The organism is Algoriphagus sp. AK58, from assembly GCF_014324365.1.
Classification (GTDB): domain Bacteria; phylum Bacteroidota; class Bacteroidia; order Cytophagales; family Cyclobacteriaceae; genus Algoriphagus.
This window is the reverse complement of sequence record NZ_QEIG01000008.1, coordinates 173,815-192,317: the sequence shown is the minus strand read 5'-3', so window position 1 is coordinate 192,317 and position 18,503 is coordinate 173,815. Positions and strand designations below refer to the sequence as shown.

8 protein-coding genes are annotated in these 18,503 nt (G+C 41.6%); 7 read left to right on the top strand and 1 reads right to left on the bottom strand.

The window, feature by feature from the left end:
- Nucleotides 1-18: 18 nt before the first annotated feature.
- Nucleotides 19-1,032, bottom strand: coding sequence for a LacI family DNA-binding transcriptional regulator (locus tag DDT91_RS07670; RefSeq protein WP_187175585.1), 1,014 nt, complete (start codon nucleotides 1,030-1,032; stop codon nucleotides 19-21).
- A 352-nt stretch (nucleotides 1,033-1,384) separates the two neighbouring features.
- On the opposite strand from DDT91_RS07670, the gene DDT91_RS07665 reads away from it, so the two are divergent.
- The 7 genes from DDT91_RS07665 to DDT91_RS07635 all read left to right on the top strand — a co-directional run bounded on the left by DDT91_RS07665 (nucleotide 1,385) and on the right by DDT91_RS07635 (nucleotide 18,436).
- On the top strand, nucleotides 1,385-4,402 hold the full coding sequence (locus tag DDT91_RS07665) for a TonB-dependent receptor (RefSeq protein WP_187175584.1): 3,018 nt from the start codon (nucleotides 1,385-1,387) through the stop codon (nucleotides 4,400-4,402).
- An 11-nt stretch (nucleotides 4,403-4,413) separates the two neighbouring features.
- Nucleotides 4,414-5,898 carry a RagB/SusD family nutrient uptake outer membrane protein gene (locus DDT91_RS07660; protein ID WP_187175582.1) on the top strand — a complete coding sequence of 495 codons (1,485 nt, stop codon included), beginning with the start codon at nucleotides 4,414-4,416 and terminating at the stop codon, nucleotides 5,896-5,898.
- Between the two features lie 102 nt (nucleotides 5,899-6,000).
- Nucleotides 6,001-8,853 (top strand): sugar-binding domain-containing protein, encoded by a 2,853-nt coding sequence (locus DDT91_RS07655; RefSeq protein ID WP_187175581.1) that lies wholly within the window; start codon nucleotides 6,001-6,003, stop codon nucleotides 8,851-8,853.
- A 27-nt stretch (nucleotides 8,854-8,880) separates the two neighbouring features.
- Entirely contained in the window at nucleotides 8,881-10,539 is a 1,659-nt protein-coding gene (locus DDT91_RS07650) for a sodium:solute symporter family protein (RefSeq protein ID WP_187175579.1), read from the top strand.
- Nucleotides 10,540-10,563: 24 nt separating this feature from the next.
- Nucleotides 10,564-12,846, top strand: a complete 2,283-nt coding sequence (locus DDT91_RS07645) for an FAD-dependent oxidoreductase (protein ID WP_187175578.1) — start codon at nucleotides 10,564-10,566, stop codon at nucleotides 12,844-12,846.
- Between the two features lie 35 nt (nucleotides 12,847-12,881).
- The gene (locus DDT91_RS07640) at nucleotides 12,882-15,707 is read left to right on the top strand and encodes a hypothetical protein (protein ID WP_187175576.1); all 2,826 of its coding nucleotides are present in this window, start codon (nucleotides 12,882-12,884) and stop codon (nucleotides 15,705-15,707) included.
- 143 nt (nucleotides 15,708-15,850) lie between these two features.
- Nucleotides 15,851-18,436 (top strand): glycerophosphoryl diester phosphodiesterase, encoded by a 2,586-nt coding sequence (locus tag DDT91_RS07635; protein WP_187175575.1) that lies wholly within the window; start codon nucleotides 15,851-15,853, stop codon nucleotides 18,434-18,436.
- Nucleotides 18,437-18,503: the final 67 nt, after the last annotated feature.

Here is an 18,503-nt window from a genome sequence, read left to right as displayed (position 1 = left end):
TGATTATTGAAGAAATTGTCAAGAACTTTCCCGGATCACCAAAGTAGGTTGGATCACTTCTTTTTTCAGGATCGTAACCTCATTTCCGGCGGTGATTTCCTCTAAAATCAGCTTAGCGGCTAACTGTCCGATTTCAAAGGAAGGTTGTGCCATGGTAGTAATGGAGGGACTTACAAACCTGCTTGTGTCGTCGTTGCCGAATCCGGCTATGGACAGCTGTTCAGGAACCTTTATTCCTAATTCTTTGCAGGCATCCAGCGCTCCGATTGCCAAAATATCTGCAAAGCAAAAAATGGCATCCGGCTTATTCTTGGTATTCCAAAGTTGATAAATGCCGTTTTTTGCATTTTCAAAAGTGAACTCTTCTGTTTCAATAATGTGCTCAGCCGGTATGTTCAATCCCGCATCTGTCATAGCACTTTGAAATCCAAGAAACCGGTCTTTGCACACTCCCAAAGACATGGGGCCTCCCAAGTAAGCAATGTTATTTTTCCCCCGACTGATGAGGTGTTGGGTTATTTTTTTGGCACCAAAAAAATCATCTGTCACTACTTTGGAGGTCTCAAGTTCCTCGCAAACCCGCTCAAAAAGGACTACAGGAATTCCTCTGTCCATCACCTGCTGGACATGCGCATAGTCTTTGGTTTCCTTTGAAAAAGCAATGAGAATTCCATCAACACGGCTATTGGCGAGGGTTTCTACGATTTCCACTTCCTTAATAAAAGATTCGGTAGATTGGAAAATCATTACTTTGTACCCGTCTTGATAGGCGATATTTTCAATTCCGGAGATTGAATTGGACCAAAATTGCCGGTTGATTGTAGGAACTACCACACCAAGAATTTTTGATTTTTTGCTGCTCAACCCTCTAGCAAGCAGGTTGGGATGATAGTCCATTTCCTTTGCCAGCTTCAATACAGCTTGCTTAGTTTCCTCGTTGATTTCGCTGGAGTTTCTCAAAGCCCTGGAAACAGTAGCCACCGAGATATTCAGACTTTTAGCAAGATCCTTTATGGTAATAGGCTTTTTCAAGGGTAAGATTTTAGAGTAATATGATAATCGGTATGTGATCAATTGGTTTAAGTTAACCCAACCTATTCTCAAATTCAAAAGAACGATATTCTTTGTTTGATCGTGGAAAATAAACACAAATTTTCCCCAAAACCCCCATTGTCATTTTGTCAATAAATCAATCAAGTTGTTAAGGAATTTTTAAATGTAAACGTTATCGATAACGTTTACGATATAAAAATGAATTAATTATTGAAAAAACAATTTTTTATTTTCCGATTCGACGATATATTGGTTTCATGTTTTGAATTTCTTGCTATTTCAAAAAGAAATTCCGAATGAATTATTGATCAATTAACCATACTCCCATATTATGAAACAAAAACTACTAACGCTAATACTACTTTGCTTGTGCATAGGTAGTATTCCTTTGGCAATTGCCCAGCAGATGCAGGTTAGCGGGGTTGTCACGGACGAGAATCAGCTCGGGCTGCCCGGTGCTAACATTTTAATCAAAGGGACTACTGTCGGTACAGTGACGGATATCGACGGGAAATTCTCCATTCAGGTTCCCTCTCCCAATTCCGTATTGGTCATTTCCTATTTGGGATATGTCTCACAAGAAGTTATTGTCGGGGGGAAGAGCAATTTTCAGATCCAACTTGCGGTGGACATTGACCAGCTCGAGGAAGTAGTGGTAACGGGATATGGTACTCAAAGAAGGATCGAAACCACAGGATCAATCTCCTCTGTCAAATCTGCAGAAATACTACAGACTCCGGTAGCAAACGTCGCTCAAGGTCTTCAAGGAAGAGTAGCGGGATTACAGGTAGTACAAAACTCCGCAGCTCCCGGAGGCAACGTAAGTGTGAGGGTTAGAGGAACAAACTCCATCAGAGGAAGTTCTGAGCCTCTCTTTATTATTGATGGGGTACAATTCAATAATGGAGGAGGAGTCAATGACCTAAGTCCACTATCCACTATAAACCCTAATGACATTGCTTCAGTGGAGGTTTTGAAAGATGCGTCCTCTACCGCTATTTATGGGGCAAGAGGCGCTAATGGTGTAATAATTATAACCACAAAAAGAGGAGGTGCAGGAAGAACGGTATTCTCTTTAGACAGCTACTATGGTGTCCAACAGCCTACCAAACAAATAGATATGCTTAACGGGGCTCAATTTGCTGAGTTGGAAAATGAAGTTTATAGGAGAGCAGTATTTGCGGATCCCGCTGCAGAAGGAGAAGGTACCAACTGGCAGGACTTAATTTACAGAGATGCTCCCATGCAAAGTCATCAACTTTCTTTGTTGGGTGGAAATGAAAAAACCCAGTTTGCGATTTCAGGTAACTTTTTTGACCAAAAGGGAATTGTGATTAATTCTGATTTCCAAAGGTATTCCCTCAGGATCAATTTAGACCATAAAATCAACGATAGGTTCAAAATTGGGACAAGTATTTTGGGGAGTCAAAACATCAACAATACCATTCCTACCGGTTCTTCAAGTTTAGATGGAGCGGCTATTACAACCAGCATTGTTGGTGCAGCTATGGGAGCACCTCCCACACTCAAACCCTATGATGCCAACGGGAATGTTTGGCCATTTGGAGATCAGGTATCCGGTGGTTATCGGGAAGTGACCAACCCCTTGGGTTTAGCTGAAATTCTGAATAAGACAGCTATTCAGCAGGTTCTCTCCAATCTCTATATTGAGGCCAAACTAGCAGAAGGTCTAACCTACACCGCCTCATTCAATGCCGTGTTGAGAAACGATCTTAATGATTTCTATTCACCGATATCCATTATTGCTCTTGGAGACAGAAATGCTACTTCAGGTTCTGGTAGAAAATTGAATAGAGATTTAAGCACCTTACTTCATGAAAGTATATTCTCCTACAGTAAAAAGTTTGGAGAGAATCATAGTCTTAGGTTTACGGGGGTGTTTTCTACCCAGTCAGACGAGGTGAGATCCAATCAAGCTTCAGGTACCGGATTCCCCAATGATGCTACAACTAATGAGGCGCTTCAGGTAGCCGCTGTTTATTCAGTAAACAGTTTTCGTTCATCCGAAAGGTTGGACAGTTACATGGCCAGAGTCAATTACGGGTACAAAGACAAAATATTCGTTGATGTTACTGCTAGGGCAGATGGATCGAGTAAGTTTGGGGTAAACAATAAGTATGGTTTTTTCCCGGCAGCTTCGGCTGCATGGAGAATCAGTGAAGAGGGATTTTTGAAATCGAGCACCGTGATTTCCGACTTCAAACTGAGAGCTTCCTATGGAATTACAGGTAATTCAGGTGCAATTAATCCTTATCAGTCTTTAGCTACAGTAGGTCCCGGATCATCCTATAACATGGGAAATGTATTGGTAACTGGTCTTGCTCCCAATGGAATCGCCAATCCTGATTTGAGATGGGAGAAGTCCTACCAATCAAATATCGGTTTTGATGTAAGTTTCTTGGATGATCGATTTAGTGTAGTAGCAGATTTTTACAACCGGACAACCAGTGACTTGTTGTATTTGAAAAATCTTCCACTCAGTTCAGGATACAGTACCATCATTGGAAACTTTGCGGAACTTGAAAACAGGGGTTTTGAATTTGCACTTAATGGAGTTCTAATCAATAAAGATCTAAAATGGGACATTTCAGCAAATATTTCAGTCAATAGAAATAAGGTTGTTGGCTTGGACGGGGATGTTGATGAGCAATTCGTTACTCCGTACAGTGTAGTTTCAGTGGGATACCCGTTGGGAGTTTTTAAGACCTTTGTTTTTGATGGTATTTATCAGTCTGGGGAGCAAATCTTACCGGGTTCAGGAGGTAGAGTTGGAGGGCACAAGGTTAAAGATATCAACAATGATGGAGTCATAAACAACTTGGATCAGGTCATTACTGGCGATCCAAATCCGGATTTCATTTTCGGTTTCACCAGTAATTTTGCTTACAAGGGATTCGATCTAAATTTCTTTGTTTCGGGTTCTGTTGGAAATGATTTATATAATGTAAGTCGATACACTTTTGAAAATCCTCTAGGACAGCGAAATGTTCTTAAAGAATTAGAAAATAGGTGGTCTCCTACCAATCCTTCACAAGAATATGTAAGTGGATTCCAAGGAGGAAGATTGCCGATTTCTGATCGATTTATGGAAGACGGCTCATTTGTTCGGTTGAAGAATATCACATTAGGATATTCTATCCTGGGGATCAAAGGAATTCAAAAGCTGAGGTTTTATGTCAGCGGCAATAACTTGGTGACATTTACTGATTACAGCGGGTTTGATCCTGAGGTCAATACCTTCGGTGGTTCCAATGTTGCAATCGGGGTAGATAATCTTGTTTATCCAATCGCGAAATCCTTCATAGGCGGTCTTCAAATCACCTTCTAATTCTTAAAATCATGAAAAAGTTAATTAGTTATATATTCGTTGGACTCATAGGCATCAGTTTGATTTCTTGTGAGCTTCAAGAGGAAGTATTTTCAAATATCACCTCAGAAAACTTCTACAGAACAGCAGGGGACGCTGAGACAGCACTTATTGCTGCATACGATCCTATGGCTACCATGTATAGTACAGCAGTACATGCTGTGGATTGGGGTACTGACCAGATTTATCCGCGACCGGTAGTAGCCAGGGATACTTACACTTTGTTCAGCTATGACCCGAATTATTCTGCCCAAAAAAGTTTCTCAAGAGAATTTGAGTCTCCGGTTCAAACTTGGAGGTCCTGTTATTTAGGGATAGAGCGAGCTAATTGGGTGCTATTTAAAGTTCCTGGGATAGCTATGAACGAGAGTAGAAAAGCAGTTATTTTAGGAGAAGCCTATTTCCTTCGTGCATTTTATCATTGGATGCTAACCAAGAATTTTGGAGAGGTGGTAATCAAAACCAATCCTAGTCAAAGAGAAGCCGATGCCTTCCTTCCAAAGAGTACGATAAAAGAAGTATATGCGCAAATCTACGCCGATCTAGATGCCGCAATCCAAGGATTACCTGCATACAGTCAGCAAGTTCCCCAATTTGGAAGGCCTTCCAAAGAAGCTGCCATGGCGCTTTATTCAAAAGCGGCTCTGTACAATGAGGATTATCCAAAGGCCCTTCAAATGGCCGAATCTGTTATCAATTCTGGTCCATACAGGATGTTGGATAATATCGAAGACGTTTTTGATGTGACTAAGGAGACTTTGGCACGAGTTGAAAATATCTGGGCCTTTGAAAGCATCAGGGCTGTTCCAGGAAGAAGTGCTCAACTTCCAGCATTATTTGGCCCTCAAAACAGTTCGGGGGTAGAATATGGTAATGCAAGTTTTGGTTCTGCTTTCGCTTATAAGAAATTTTATGATTCTTTTGATCCTCAAGATGATAGAAGGAAGCTGTTAGCAACCTCCTACATTAACCGAAGTGGGCAAGTTGTACCCCAGCAAAGCATCACGCCAATTACTACTGAAGGGGTGTTGGTCAGAAAATACAGAGATCCCAATTCCAATGGGGGCGCGTATGAGATCAACTTGCCTATCCTCCGAATGGCCGATGTATATCTGATTGCCGCTGAAGCTGAAGCAAGAGCTACTGGACCAACAGCAAAAGCATATGGGTATATCAACATGGTCAGAAGGAGAGCAAAATTGCAGAATCTGACTCCAGGATTGTCTGCAGCCCAATTTGTGGATGCCGTCATTCAGGAAAGATCATGGGAATTGTTTGCTGAAGCAGATAGATGGTATGACCTGACCCGAACCGGAAAATTCCTTACCCTGGTTCCTTTGGCTACCAACAATGTGTTCCCAACTAGAAAACCAGAGCCCAAGCATCGCTATTTCCCAATTCCATTGGATGAAATTCAAGCTAATCCACAATTGGTACAAAACCCTGCTTGGGAATAGTGTGGCTATACCTGGAGGTGAAGGCTTTCATCTCCAGGTATTTAAAAAACCTATTTTAGGCTGTAATTCAAACCCTCAGCTTTACTAGCTAATTCACCCTCCATGAAAATTCAAAAGATTCCTTTTGTTTTCTTGCTGTTCATATTCCTGACCTTTCATTTCGAACCAGCTCTTTGTCAAAATAAATCTGGGAATTCTTACTTGGAATTAAATGGTATATGGGCATTTAAGATTGATCCTTATAACCATGGGATTGAGAATCAGTGGTATCAATCCAATGTTTCAAAAAATCAAACTTGGGACAACTTGGAAGTACCGGGGAATTGGGATCTAAGAAATGAATATGCACACTATGTAGGAACAGCTTGGTATCAAAAGACTTTTGAAATCCCGCAATCCTGGAAAGAGAAAAATATTAAAATCCATTTTGAGGCGGTTTCCCATGATGCCTCTCTTTGGATTAATGGCCAATTTGTCGGGAAAAGCAACAGTGGGTTTCTTCCTTTCACCTTTGATGTTACTCCCTACATCAAACCTGGTCAGACCAACCAAGTTACCTTACTGGTGGATAATTCAAAGAAAATCGGGGCAATATGGAATTGGGGAGGGATCAGAAGATCGGTTTATTTATCAGCTGCCGATGAAATCAGGTTAACTGGCAATTACATAACTCCCATTTTTGACTACAAGAAAAAGATCGCGGAAGTACACTTTAGGTTGAAGTTCCAAAACCTCACTAATCAAAACACCGATTTGGCAGGTGAAATCCAAATAAAAAAGGACGGCCATTTACTGAAAAAAATCCCATTTACCCAAAAGCTTTCTGGTGAATCTGATCAGGAAGTTATCCTGAAAACCTCTCTTAGTGGAAAGGAGGTCTTTCCATGGCATTTTGATATGCCGAATCTCTACACTTCAGAAGTTTTTCTAAGAGGATCAGATGCGCCTGTTTCTATCGAGCGATTTGGATTGAGAAAAATAGAATTAGACCATGCCAAAAAACAGCTTTTACTCAATGGAGAATCCATACGCGCGATGGGGTTCAATTTGGTGCCCGATGATCGGGTGACTGGAAATACCCTTCCGCTTTGGAGAATCAAGGAAGACATAGACTTGATGAAAGCTGCAGGAGGAAATTTGGCTAGACTCTCCCACCTGCCTTTGCCAAAAGAAGTATTGGATTACATGGATGAAAGAGGAATTATGACGATCTCAGAAGTTCCTTTATGGGGTTTTGATCCTTTAGCCGACCCAAAAATGGACCTTCCCAAAGATTGGTTAATCAGGCTGATCGATACCCAATACAATCATACAAGCATCATTGGGTGGAGTGTAGGAAACGAAATTGGGGATTATCCAGAGACTTTTGAATATGTTAAGCAAAGCGTGGCTTTAGCAAAAACACTTGATTCTACCAGATTGGTGTCCGCAGTCTCCCACACAGCTCAAAGAGATAACGACTTTATCCTCCATTCCGATCTTGGATTGATCAACAAATATGGAAGAGACCTTAAGTCAATTACTGAAATACAGCATAAGATGTATCCGGAAAAAATCCTCTTCTATTCAGAATATGGGATTGGACAATTTGGGGAGGACCTTAACTCCGATTTTGATGCCAAATCTTTGGTTGAATCTCTTAGGGGGTTGCCCTATTTAATTGGGGCTTCACTTTGGACCTTCAATGATTATAGAAGTAATTATGTATCAACTAGGGAGTTTTCCGAAAACCGATCTTGGGGTGTGGTCGATGTGTATAGAAGAAAGAAGCGGGCCTATTACAGCATCCAAAAAGAAAATGCTCCACTGAGTGAACTTCTGGTTTTAAAAAGCTCTGGAAAAAGCGCAGATATCACCTTGACCCCTCGCGAACTTTTAGACATTCCATCCTTCTCGATAAAGAATTACCGCTTGGTTTGGAGGGTACAAGACCATGATGGGAAGGTTTTGGAATCCGGTTGGGAAAACTTACCGACAATCAATCCTGGTACGCCGCAACTGAAAAGAAATATCGCTTGGAAAACAGAAAGAGGACAAAAGCTAGAAGTCATCCTTTTGACCCCTCAAAATGATAGAGTCATCGATGCAGCTGTGGATTTTAAAGCTCCCCAAGCCATTTCTCCAGTGGGAGTCTATGCAGGTAGAATCGCTCACAACAATCTGCCTTCCAAATCTGGTATGCTGAGGGTTTTTCTGGATAAAAATCCTACTGCTGAATTTCATAAAGCAAGGATAAAATTTGGGGAGGATGAGGTAAAGGAATTCGGTCCATCCTATGATAATTATCTTGATATAAACGAGCTGGAATATTCCACTTCCTACGAATTGGAAGTTTTTGCCGTCAACTCAGCAGGGGAAACCTTGATCCTTAAGCAAGTCCTCGAAATAGATCCTAAAAAGGTCGTACCCCCAGCAATCCGGCATATTCAAAGAGAAAATAATGGGTTTTTTGTTGGATACGCTACCGAAGTGGATGACTTCCAATTTCGGGTCAGATTTTCCAAGGAGGAGAATTTAGATGAAAACAGCAAAATTATTTCCACTACCAATCCAGGTTTGATTTTCATTCCTGTTAAAGATACTAATGAAATATACCGCATTCAGATTCAACGGGTGAAGGATAACTATTATCACAGTGATTGGTCACCTGTTTATGAGGTGTCACCTGATCAGAATTTAATCCCTGAGACTCCTATCCTTAACGGTGTAACCCTTCAAAACGGATCAGCTTTGGTTCACTTCCAACCGGTGAAAAAGGCTATAGGGTATCTTTTGGAATATCGGGAAATAGGAAAAACTGATAGTCCCTGGATTGCCAAAAATATTTCCAAGTCCTTGGAAGAATTTGTATTTGTAGAAGGGCTAAATCCTAAAACCAACTATGAGTTCAGGCTTTCTTCAATTACCTCCCACGGAAGGTCAAAACCATTTTCCATAGTTAGCAATAGCAGATAATCGCCCCACTTTCAGCAAAGAACCAACATGCAGCAACTCGATTACATTACCATCATTATCTTCTCACTTATCATTCTGTTGGCAGGCTTGTCCTTTGCCACCAAAGGGACAAATATGAAGTCCTTTTTTGCAGCAGGCGGTGCTGTGCCTTGGTCGATGAATGGACTTTCATTGTTTATGAGTTTTTTCTCGGCAGGAACTTTCGTGGTATGGGGCTCGATTGCCTACAAATATGGATTAGTGGCCATTACCATTCAAATGTCCATGTGTATTGCAGGATTTGTGGTGGGGTATTTTATCGCACCGAGATGGTGGAAATCCAAAGCTTTGACAGTTGCGGAATTTTTGACCAATCGATTTGGGAAAAATATCCAACAGTACTACACTTACCTTTTTCTATTTCTTTCTTTGGGCTATACGGGAGCATTTCTTTATCCTGTAGCCAAGATTGTCAATGTCACCACTGGGTTTGATATCAACTCAGCAATTCTTTTGCTGGGAGGTATGATCATGGTGTACACTGCCGTCGGGGGATTATGGGCAGTAGTAGTCACCGATGTTTTGCAATTTGTTATTCTCACCGCAGCAGTTTTGTTGGTGATCCCGCTTTCTTTGGAGGAAGTTCAGGGTCTTAACAATTTTATAGAGAAGACTCCCGATACCTTTTTCAATCTTTTCAATGGGGAGTATACCGCTGTATTTATCGTAGCCTTTACGATTTACAACATTATATTTATTGGGGGCAACTGGGCCTATGTGCAGCGCTATACTTCGGTCAAGGATGCCAATTCTTCCCGTAAAGTCGGCTACCTGTTTGGAGCATTATACCTTGTGAGTCCTGTAATATGGATGCTTCCTCCCATGATCTACAGGGTGCTCAATCCGGGCTTGGAGGGGCTAGAGGCTGAAGGTGCGTATTTGATGATCTGCAAGCAGGTGCTTCCTGTCGGGGTGTTGGGACTGATGTTGGGAGGGATGATTTTCGCCACAGCCAGTTCGGTCAATACTTCCCTGAATTTAGCCGCTGCTGTTCTGACCAATGATATTTTTAGGCCGATAAGACCCCATTCTACGGACAAAACTTTGATGATTGTAGCCAGAATCACTACCGTTCTTTTCGGTTTGGGTACGATCGGAGTAGCATTTATGGTTCCTTTGGCTGGAGGAATTGTGGAGGTGGTTCTAAGTATTGCCGCGGTTACTGGCGGAGCGCTTTATGGTCCTGCTATTTGGTCTCTTTTTTCAAAAAAGCAAAATGGTAAAACCATTCTGGGTGTCACTGTGATCAGTTTGACCATCAATTTATTCTTCAAGTTTTTTACACCGGCTGTTTTTCAATTCTCATTAAATCGAACTGAGGAATTACTCTTGGGTGTAGGGATTCCAATTTTTCTACTAATTCTGGTAGAGATTCTTGGAAAAATTCAGCCCTCCTTCGACAAACCTGATCTTCTTGATACCTCAAAGGAGGAAGAAAAGGGCGAAAGCGAGCAGAATGATTTTGGGATTAAAGTTCTCGGTGTTTCGCTTATTTCCATTGGCCTCCTATTCGGGTTTCTATCTATTTGGGCGCCAGAATCCGCTTTTTATCTCATCGTCTTAGGGGTATTGATTTCTGGATTTGGAGCCTTTCTGTATTGGAATGTGGTGAAAAGCAGTATTCAAAAACTTCAAAAAGACTTTTAATCGCTCGAACTGAGCATTGGAATTATGATAAAACAAGAATTTTCAAAGGGAACCAGAAGTTTAAAAACAGATTACCTAACCGCAGATTTGGTAATAGCTGGTGGTGGATTATCAGGTACATGTTGTGCAATCACGGCAGCCAGGCAAGGACTCAAAGTAATCTTAATCCAGGATAGACCGGTATTAGGGGGCAATGCTTCTTCGGAGGTTCGACTCTGGATTTTAGGCGCCACCTCCCACATGGGTAACAACAACCGTTGGGCTAGAGAAGGAGGAGTTGTCGATGAAATACTGGTTGAAAATCTCTACCGTAATCCTGAAGGTAATCCGCTGATTTTGGATACTATCCTTCTTGAAATGGTCACTAGAGAACCAAATATCAAGCTACTTCTCAATACCGCAGTCCACGATTTACAAAAAGAAGAAGATGATCAAATAGACTACATCCGGGCTTTCTGCTCCCAAAATTCAACCGAATACCAGGTCAAAGGCAAATTTTTTGTGGACGCCACCGGTGATGGAATAGTAGGGTTTCTCGCTGGTGCAGCTTTTCGAATGGGAGCGGAATCAAAAGATGAGTTTGATGAAGCATTTGCACCTGATCAAAGCTATGGACAGCTTCTCGGTCATTCAATCTATTTCTACAGTAAAGACACAGGAAAGCCGGTCCGTTTTGTTCCTCCAGGGTTTGCGGATATTGATATTACCAAGTTACCCAGATTCAAAACCTTTAATCTTAAAGAATTTGGATGTCGATTGTGGTGGGTTGAATATGGAGGAAGAAGGGACACGATCCATGAATCCGAGGAAATCAAATGGGAGCTATGGAAAGTCATATATGGTATCTGGAATCATATCAAGAATTCAGGCCAATATCCAGATTCCGAAAACCTGACTTTAGAATGGGTTGGTACGATTCCCGGCAAGCGGGAAAGCCGTCGGTTTGAAGGGGATTACATGCTTACCCAAAAAGATGTCGTAGACCAAAGAAAACACTTCGATGCGGTTTCTTTTGGGGGATGGGCTTTGGATTTGCATCCTGCGGATGGTGTTTTCGGTGACAAACCTGGCTGTACCCAATGGCATAGCAAAGGGGTTTACCAAATCCCCTATCGTACCATGTACTCTAAAAACATCAAGAATCTATTCCTTGGTGGAAGAATTATCAGTGCGTCTCACGTTGCTTTTGGTTCCTCCAGAGTGATGGCTACCTGCGCTCATAATGGTCAGGCAGTGGCCATGGCGGCGGCACTTTGTGTGGAACAGAATCTCTTGCCAGCAGATTTGATGGAAAAACATCGGATGAATGAACTTCAAAAAAGGCTAATCAGATCTGGGCAATACATTCCTCATGTTCGACTGGAGGACAGTGAGGATTTGGTTCAAAGTGCTCATGTAACAAGTTCTTCTGAATTGGAATTGAAAGGACTTCCGTTTGATGGACCTTGGAGAAACTTGGATTTTTCTATGGCCCAAATGATTCCTGTAGAACTGGGACTTATTCCCGGAATTAGAATTCAGGTTAAATCATCTGTAAAATCCAAGTTAACTGTCGAGTTAAGGCTTAGTGAAAAGCCAGAGAACTATACTCCTGAGATCATTTTAGAGAAGCTTCAACTGGATATTGAGCCAGGAGAGCATTTCTATTTCTTTTCTTTTGAGCAGGAGATTACGGCTTCCCAATATGTTTTTGTCACCTTCCTTGCCAATTCTGAGCTAATGCTCAAGTGTTCAAACACCAGAGTGACGGGGATGCTGTCCGTATTTAATAAGTTCAATAAATCTGTTGCAACAAGTAGCAGGCAGGAGCCTCCCGTCGGAATTGGCATTGATGCATTTGAATTTTGGGTGCCGGAACGCCGCCCAGAAGGGCATAACCTTGCTTTCGAATTGGAGAAGAGTTTAAGCCCTTTTTCCGCAAGAAATATTGCAAATGGGATTTTCAGACCTACCAATCAGCCCAATGCCTGGGTAGCCTCTTTGGATGATTCTATTCCTGCTTTGAAACTGAAATGGCCCCAAGAAAAGATGATTTCCGAGGTCAACCTTTATTTTGATTCTGATTTTGACCATCCAATGGAATCCACGCTAATGGGCCATCCCGAAAGTGAAATACCTTTTTGTGTCAAATCATTTCTGATAAAAGATGATTCAGGTAAGGTGATTCATCAACAAAATGAGAATCACCAAACTATTCAAAAGGTCAGATTTCAAGAGCCCGTGACCACCACTAGTTTGACCATTGTATTTGAAAAAAGGGTCGAAAATGTGCCTCTGAGCGTATTTGGGGTTAGCTGTTATTCTTAATCTGGATTTAAAAATCTAAAAAGCCACTTTAAACTATGAATATTATTTCAAAAGTCTGGATTGCTTTTATTGTAATTCTAAACTTAGGGTGTTTCTCAGGTGGAGAGGATAAGGTTTTAATAGAAAACAACCAGATAATCATCCAAAAGGGTGGGCTCAAATATCAATTTCAGCCTTCTTTTTCAATCATTTACAGCGAGAAGAATCCTGACTTAGCCATGAGGCCGGCTGGAATAGAGGGGGTTCCTTATAACATTATCACTTGGACGGCTTACGAGGGTAAAAGAGCGGATCTTGGAAAGGTAAAAAGAAGTGATAGTTCGGTAGGAGATGGTTTTGACGATAGGATATTGGACGCGGAGGCCACAAAAAGAACCTCTAATCCATTCAATGCTGGAATGGTATTTCCTATCAGTGCATCTTCCTTGGAAATGAAGGAAGGCACGATTCAACTGATTTTTAATGATCATGAGTTTTTTAATTTTTCAGCCGAAGTCTTTGATATAGAAGGCAGGCATCCTGCCATTACATATAAGCTCACACCGAAAAAGGATGGTTTCTTTTCGGTGGGTTATACTGGAGCTCCTGAATTCATGCTTTCTGAGGTGAAGGAAATATGGCAGCCGTTGATTTGGCAGGAGAAAAGATTTCCGGAAAGCCCGGTAATGACTTTGGCTTTTCGCTGTCCAATTCCTACCGCATTGGTTCATAATGGTACCCATTCCTTGGGGGTAATGGCAGCATCTGAAGAGTTCCCTTTTGATCCTTTACCGTCACTTTCAAATAGTCGGTTTGGGGTCATGGTTAGGAATGAGGAGGGTAAAGCCCAACCCCAATTATTTGCCCCGGTGCTGGGCGGGCAGGGATCTGAGATGAAAGTTGGAGAAACTTTTCAATTTAAATCCTTCCTAGTAATTGAATCCGGGGAAATCCATGAAGCCTTTGAAAATATTGCTAGAAGTGAATTTGGGTTTAAGGATTATAGAATAAATGAAACGATATCTCTGAACCAGACCATTGAAAATATAGTGGACTATTCCAAGTCAGATTATGCTTGGTTTGTTGATTCATTAAAGGGTTTTGCCTATTCCACAGATGTTCCGGGTGCCGTAAAAAATGTTTCGAGTTTAAATCCTTTGGAATTGGCTATTGTGATGGATGATTCGGCGATGTTTGAAAGGAGAGCTTACCCTACACTGGAGTATATGTTGTCCAGAGAGAAATTTCTTTTTTCGCTTGACCCCGAACAAAAAATCCAGCATCCTTCCAGAAGTATGACTGGCCCAATAGCTCCAATTTCTGAACTCGCTTCTTTGTACCAGATTCTTGGCCAAACCAATGTTTTTTTTCTTGAATTGGCCAAAAATGAGTTTGGGCGAAGCCGGATCCGCAATTTGGATGTGGCAGAAAAGGGGGATTCATGGGTTAATGCCATGTTCCTTTACAAAGCCACCAAGGATCAAAAATTCCTAAACTTGGCAATTTCCGGAGCAGATGAATACATACAAAGAAGGGTCGAAACCAAACAAACTGATTTTGAGGATCCTTATTCTCCGGGATTGTTTTTTTGGAATGCTTTCACCCCGAAATGGGTGGAATTGACAGAATTATATGAAATCACCAAAGACAAAAAGTACCTGGAGGCAGCACATGATGGTGCTAGGAGATATACTATGTTTACTTGGATGGTTCCAGCAATTCCGGATACAACTATTTTAGTCAATAAGGAAGGGAAAGCTCCTCTTTATTGGTATCTGAAATCAAAAGGGCATGAGCAGATGTATTTTCCCGAAGAAAAAGTGGAAGCTTGGAGACTTTCCGAAATCGGACTTACAGCTGAATCTTCGGGCACCAGTCAAGGTCATCGTGCAATTTTTATGGCCAATTATGCTCCATGGATGTTGCGATTGGGATATTATACCAATGATTCTTTTTTAAAGGAAGTAGCCAAATCGGCAATTATCGGGCGATCTCAAAATTTCCCAGGTTACCATATCAATACAGCAAGGACAACAGCCTATGAAAAGGCTGACTATCCACTGCGTGAGCATAAAGCTTTAAGTGTTAATTCCTTTCATTACAACCATATCTTACCGATGGCCAGTATGTTGCTGGATTACTTGGTCACGGATGCTTTTGTCAGGTCTAAGGGCAAAATAGACTTCCCTTCTGAATACATTGAGGGGTATGCCTATCTGCAAAATAAAATGTATGGCAGTCAGCATGGTAGGTTTTACAATGAGAAAGGGGTCCAACTGTGGATGCCAAATAATTTACTATCAGTTTCAAACCCTCAGTTGAATTATATAGTCGGGTACAATGAATCAGGGCTTTATTTGGCATTTACCAACCAGTCGAAGGATGTCGTGAAATCCACCGTTAGGGTAAATCCTGAATGGATAACCGGTTCTATTAGAAATGTAGAAAATTTGGGAGACGGAAAATCCTTTCTAAAAAGTTCTTCTTCTTTTGAGGTAGAGGTGGCCGGGAATGGAATAACAGCTATTAAACTGGAAGGACTTTCGCCAAAGCTAGGCTTTCAACAAAAAATCTTGTCTCAAGGCTCATCAACCAGAAATAGTCTTCATGAATTTGATTTCGGAAAGACCCGAGCTATGGTTATCAACTTGGGGCAGTACGACCGGAGGGCCTATTTTTATTTACAGGAGGATGACTCCCGTTTTTCAAGCGTAACCCTGTTTTATGAAGATGAGAATGGCAAGATCGAAAGTTTAGTAGATGGAAATTATCCCTTTGAATTCACCATTCCCATCAGGGAAATGAAAGAAGGTAGTCCTTTTTGGTTTTCTGCCTCAAATCTTCAGGGTAAGGTCGAGACTAGTGAAAAATATAAGTTGTGAGCAGGCTATCGTCGGTGGTATGAGTATGCTGGCTTTCCAATATTAAATAAGTTTTGAGTCAGTAATCCTAAGTGTCTTGGGGATAGGCTGTTATTCCTGGTCCCCCTGATCAAAGTTTGTGAAAACCCATAAATCTAATAACCATGAAATCATTAATTCTCATTTTCATATTAGCAGTCCTGGGTTCTTGCTCGTATCTAAAGAGTAAACCAGATGTCCTGCTGGAAAATGAACATCTGAAAATCGGTTGGGAACTTGGCCAAGAAGGATACAGAATCAGTGAAGTAGTCATCAAGGTGGAAGGTAAATGGCAGCAACTTTCCAATCCATCGGGAGAATATTCCTTGATCAGGTCTGAAACTAAGCCTGAAAAGCAATCTGAGAAAATATTTCATACGATAGTAGGACAGAGTTATCCTGAGGTAATCTACAGTCACCAGGTGGAGCATTGGAAGAGAGAGGTAGGTCCCGTTTCTTTGAATGTTGCAGGTGATGAACTCTATTTTTTTCCGGATCAAGCTAAGCAATTAGGGAAAGATAAAGTTTCATTTAGTAAAAAAACGGACTGGGGTATAGTATCCATCACTTGGAGTCTTGATCCGAAGTTTCCACAAGACATTCTTATTGAAGAGAAGTTGGAAGTTGCCAAAGATGGTTTTTACTCACTAAGCAGTCCTACTTTGGTGACCATTCCGGAAGCCGAACTTGAATGGGCCACGGTGCCGGGCTATTTCCATGGTAACAAACTGGAAGAAAACTTAGTATTGAGCTATGCTTATGGAAATGGAGTTCCTACTCAACCCATCGTGTTCAGCGAAAAGACGGCAACTACCCTAAGTCCCATTCTTAGCTCGAAAAAGGGTTTTACACTTGCTGTTATTTCAAATCCTGAGTTGGGAAGGAATCCTTGGGAAAAGGATCAATACTCCCACAAGGACTGGAAAGTGGGCCTGTCACATATGAACAGAAAGGCTGAGCTAACGCCATCTATTTATTACCCTGTTTTGGGAGAATTCGAGTCAGAGAAGAAAACCGGGGAATCCATATCCTTTGGTTATCGATTCAGTTTGTCCAGCCAGGATTGGTTTGAGACCTTGAATCATGCAGTTTATGATGTTTTTGAATTTGAAAAAGGTTTGAGCCTTAGAAAAAACCGTCAATCTCTGACCGAAAGGGTAAATGAAATGTATGGATATCTTTTGGATCCAGTGACATCTCTTTGGAGAGTAGAAGAATTTGAGGGTAAAAAAATCGGAGCCCAGGCTTACTATGGAGGAGTAGTTGGTTCGGACAAGGATGCAATGAAAAATGCCGATTACGGAGCCATGTGGATGCTGGCAAATGCCACGGGAAGTCCTTATTTGAAAGAAAAGGTCCTGCCTTTTGCCCTAAATTTTAAGCTTACCCAACAACAAACTTCCGAAGGCTTTTTTCAGGGTGCAGCCATCGGCCAGTATTACCTGTCCAAATCCAAGATATTTGTGGAAGAATGGGGTAAAATGGTCGAGCCCATTGCTTTGACTTATTACATCATGCTGGATATTGGGAATATTCTCCTTTTCGAGCCCGAGAATGAAGAATTAAAAAACAGACTCAAATTAGGTGCAGAGTTATTGCTGGATTGGCAAAAGGAGGACGGAAGTTGGGCAGTGGCCTACGACAGGGAGGAGCAAGAAATCTTTCAGGATTTGAAGGATTTCAGACCAACATTTTACGGCTTGTTGGTTGCCTACCGGATTTTGAAAGATCCAAAATATTTGGATGCAGCCGTGAGAGGAGCAGATTGGTATCTGGAAAACGGAGTCAAAAATGGAAGTTTTTTGGGTGTATGTGGTGATGCCAGATATGTGCCTGATTTTGCTACAGGGCAGACAGCCCAAGCTTATTTGGATCTTTTTGACCTTACCGGAGAGAGTAAGTATAAAGATGCCGCCATCCAGGCTGCCAAGATTTACACAACCTCCGTTTACACTCACCCCATTCCAAGCAGGGAAATCAAAACGGTCAACGGAAAGCAGGTAGAGGATTGGGAGATTTCTCAGGTAGGGCTGAGTTTTGAACACGGCGGGACTATGGGGTCTGCTAATTCGGCAGGGCCGATTCTTTTGGCAAGTCACGCCGGGATGTTTATCCGGATGCATCAGCTTACCGGAGAACCCATTTTTGCTGATATGGCAAGGGCTGCGGCCATTGGACGGCATGCATTTGTAGATGAAAAAACCAGTGTTGCCACCTACTACTGGAGAAAAATGGATATGGGTGCAGGCCCCTATCCGCATCATGCCTGGTGGCAAATCGGCTGGATTACGGATTACTTAATGGCCGAAACGGAATTAAGGTCTCAAGGGGAAATCATCTTTCCTCGGGGATTTATTACTCCTAAGGTTGGTCCACATCAAAGCTATGGGTTTGAGGCAGGGAGTGTTTTTGGAGAGAAAGCAAACCTAAAAATAATTCCTGGCGCAGTTTCAATTTCCAATCCTTCAATTGAATATGTAATTGCTTCTAGTGAGAAAGGAGACAAGATTTGGGTGATTTTACTCAATCAGGAAAAAGAGAGCCTGAATTCAGAATTGAAGATTGATTTTGCTGCTTTAACTCAAAGGAGAATTTCAGGAGTCAATGTTTTGGACAATAGGGGGAATTTGATTGAACAGAAAAATACCTCTAACGAATTGACTATTTCTGTTCCTCAAATGGGGATAATGCTCGTCCAATTTGATGTTTAGGTTGGCGAATGAGCTCGGAGTTGTATCTCGGGATTCTATCTCAATCGTCTTTCTTTAAAAAAACTGA

Coding starts and splice junctions, on each gene's coding strand:
- DDT91_RS07665 (WP_187175584.1), top strand. CDS start 1,385: ATGAAACAAAAACTACTAACGCTAATACTACTTTGCTTGTGCATAGGT.
- DDT91_RS07660 (WP_187175582.1), top strand. CDS start 4,414: ATGAAAAAGTTAATTAGTTATATATTCGTTGGACTCATAGGCATCAGT.
- DDT91_RS07655 (WP_187175581.1), top strand. CDS start 6,001: ATGAAAATTCAAAAGATTCCTTTTGTTTTCTTGCTGTTCATATTCCTG.
- DDT91_RS07650 (WP_187175579.1), top strand. CDS start 8,881: ATGCAGCAACTCGATTACATTACCATCATTATCTTCTCACTTATCATT.
- DDT91_RS07645 (WP_187175578.1), top strand. CDS start 10,564: ATGATAAAACAAGAATTTTCAAAGGGAACCAGAAGTTTAAAAACAGAT.
- DDT91_RS07640 (WP_187175576.1), top strand. CDS start 12,882: ATGAATATTATTTCAAAAGTCTGGATTGCTTTTATTGTAATTCTAAAC.
- DDT91_RS07635 (WP_187175575.1), top strand. CDS start 15,851: ATGAAATCATTAATTCTCATTTTCATATTAGCAGTCCTGGGTTCTTGC.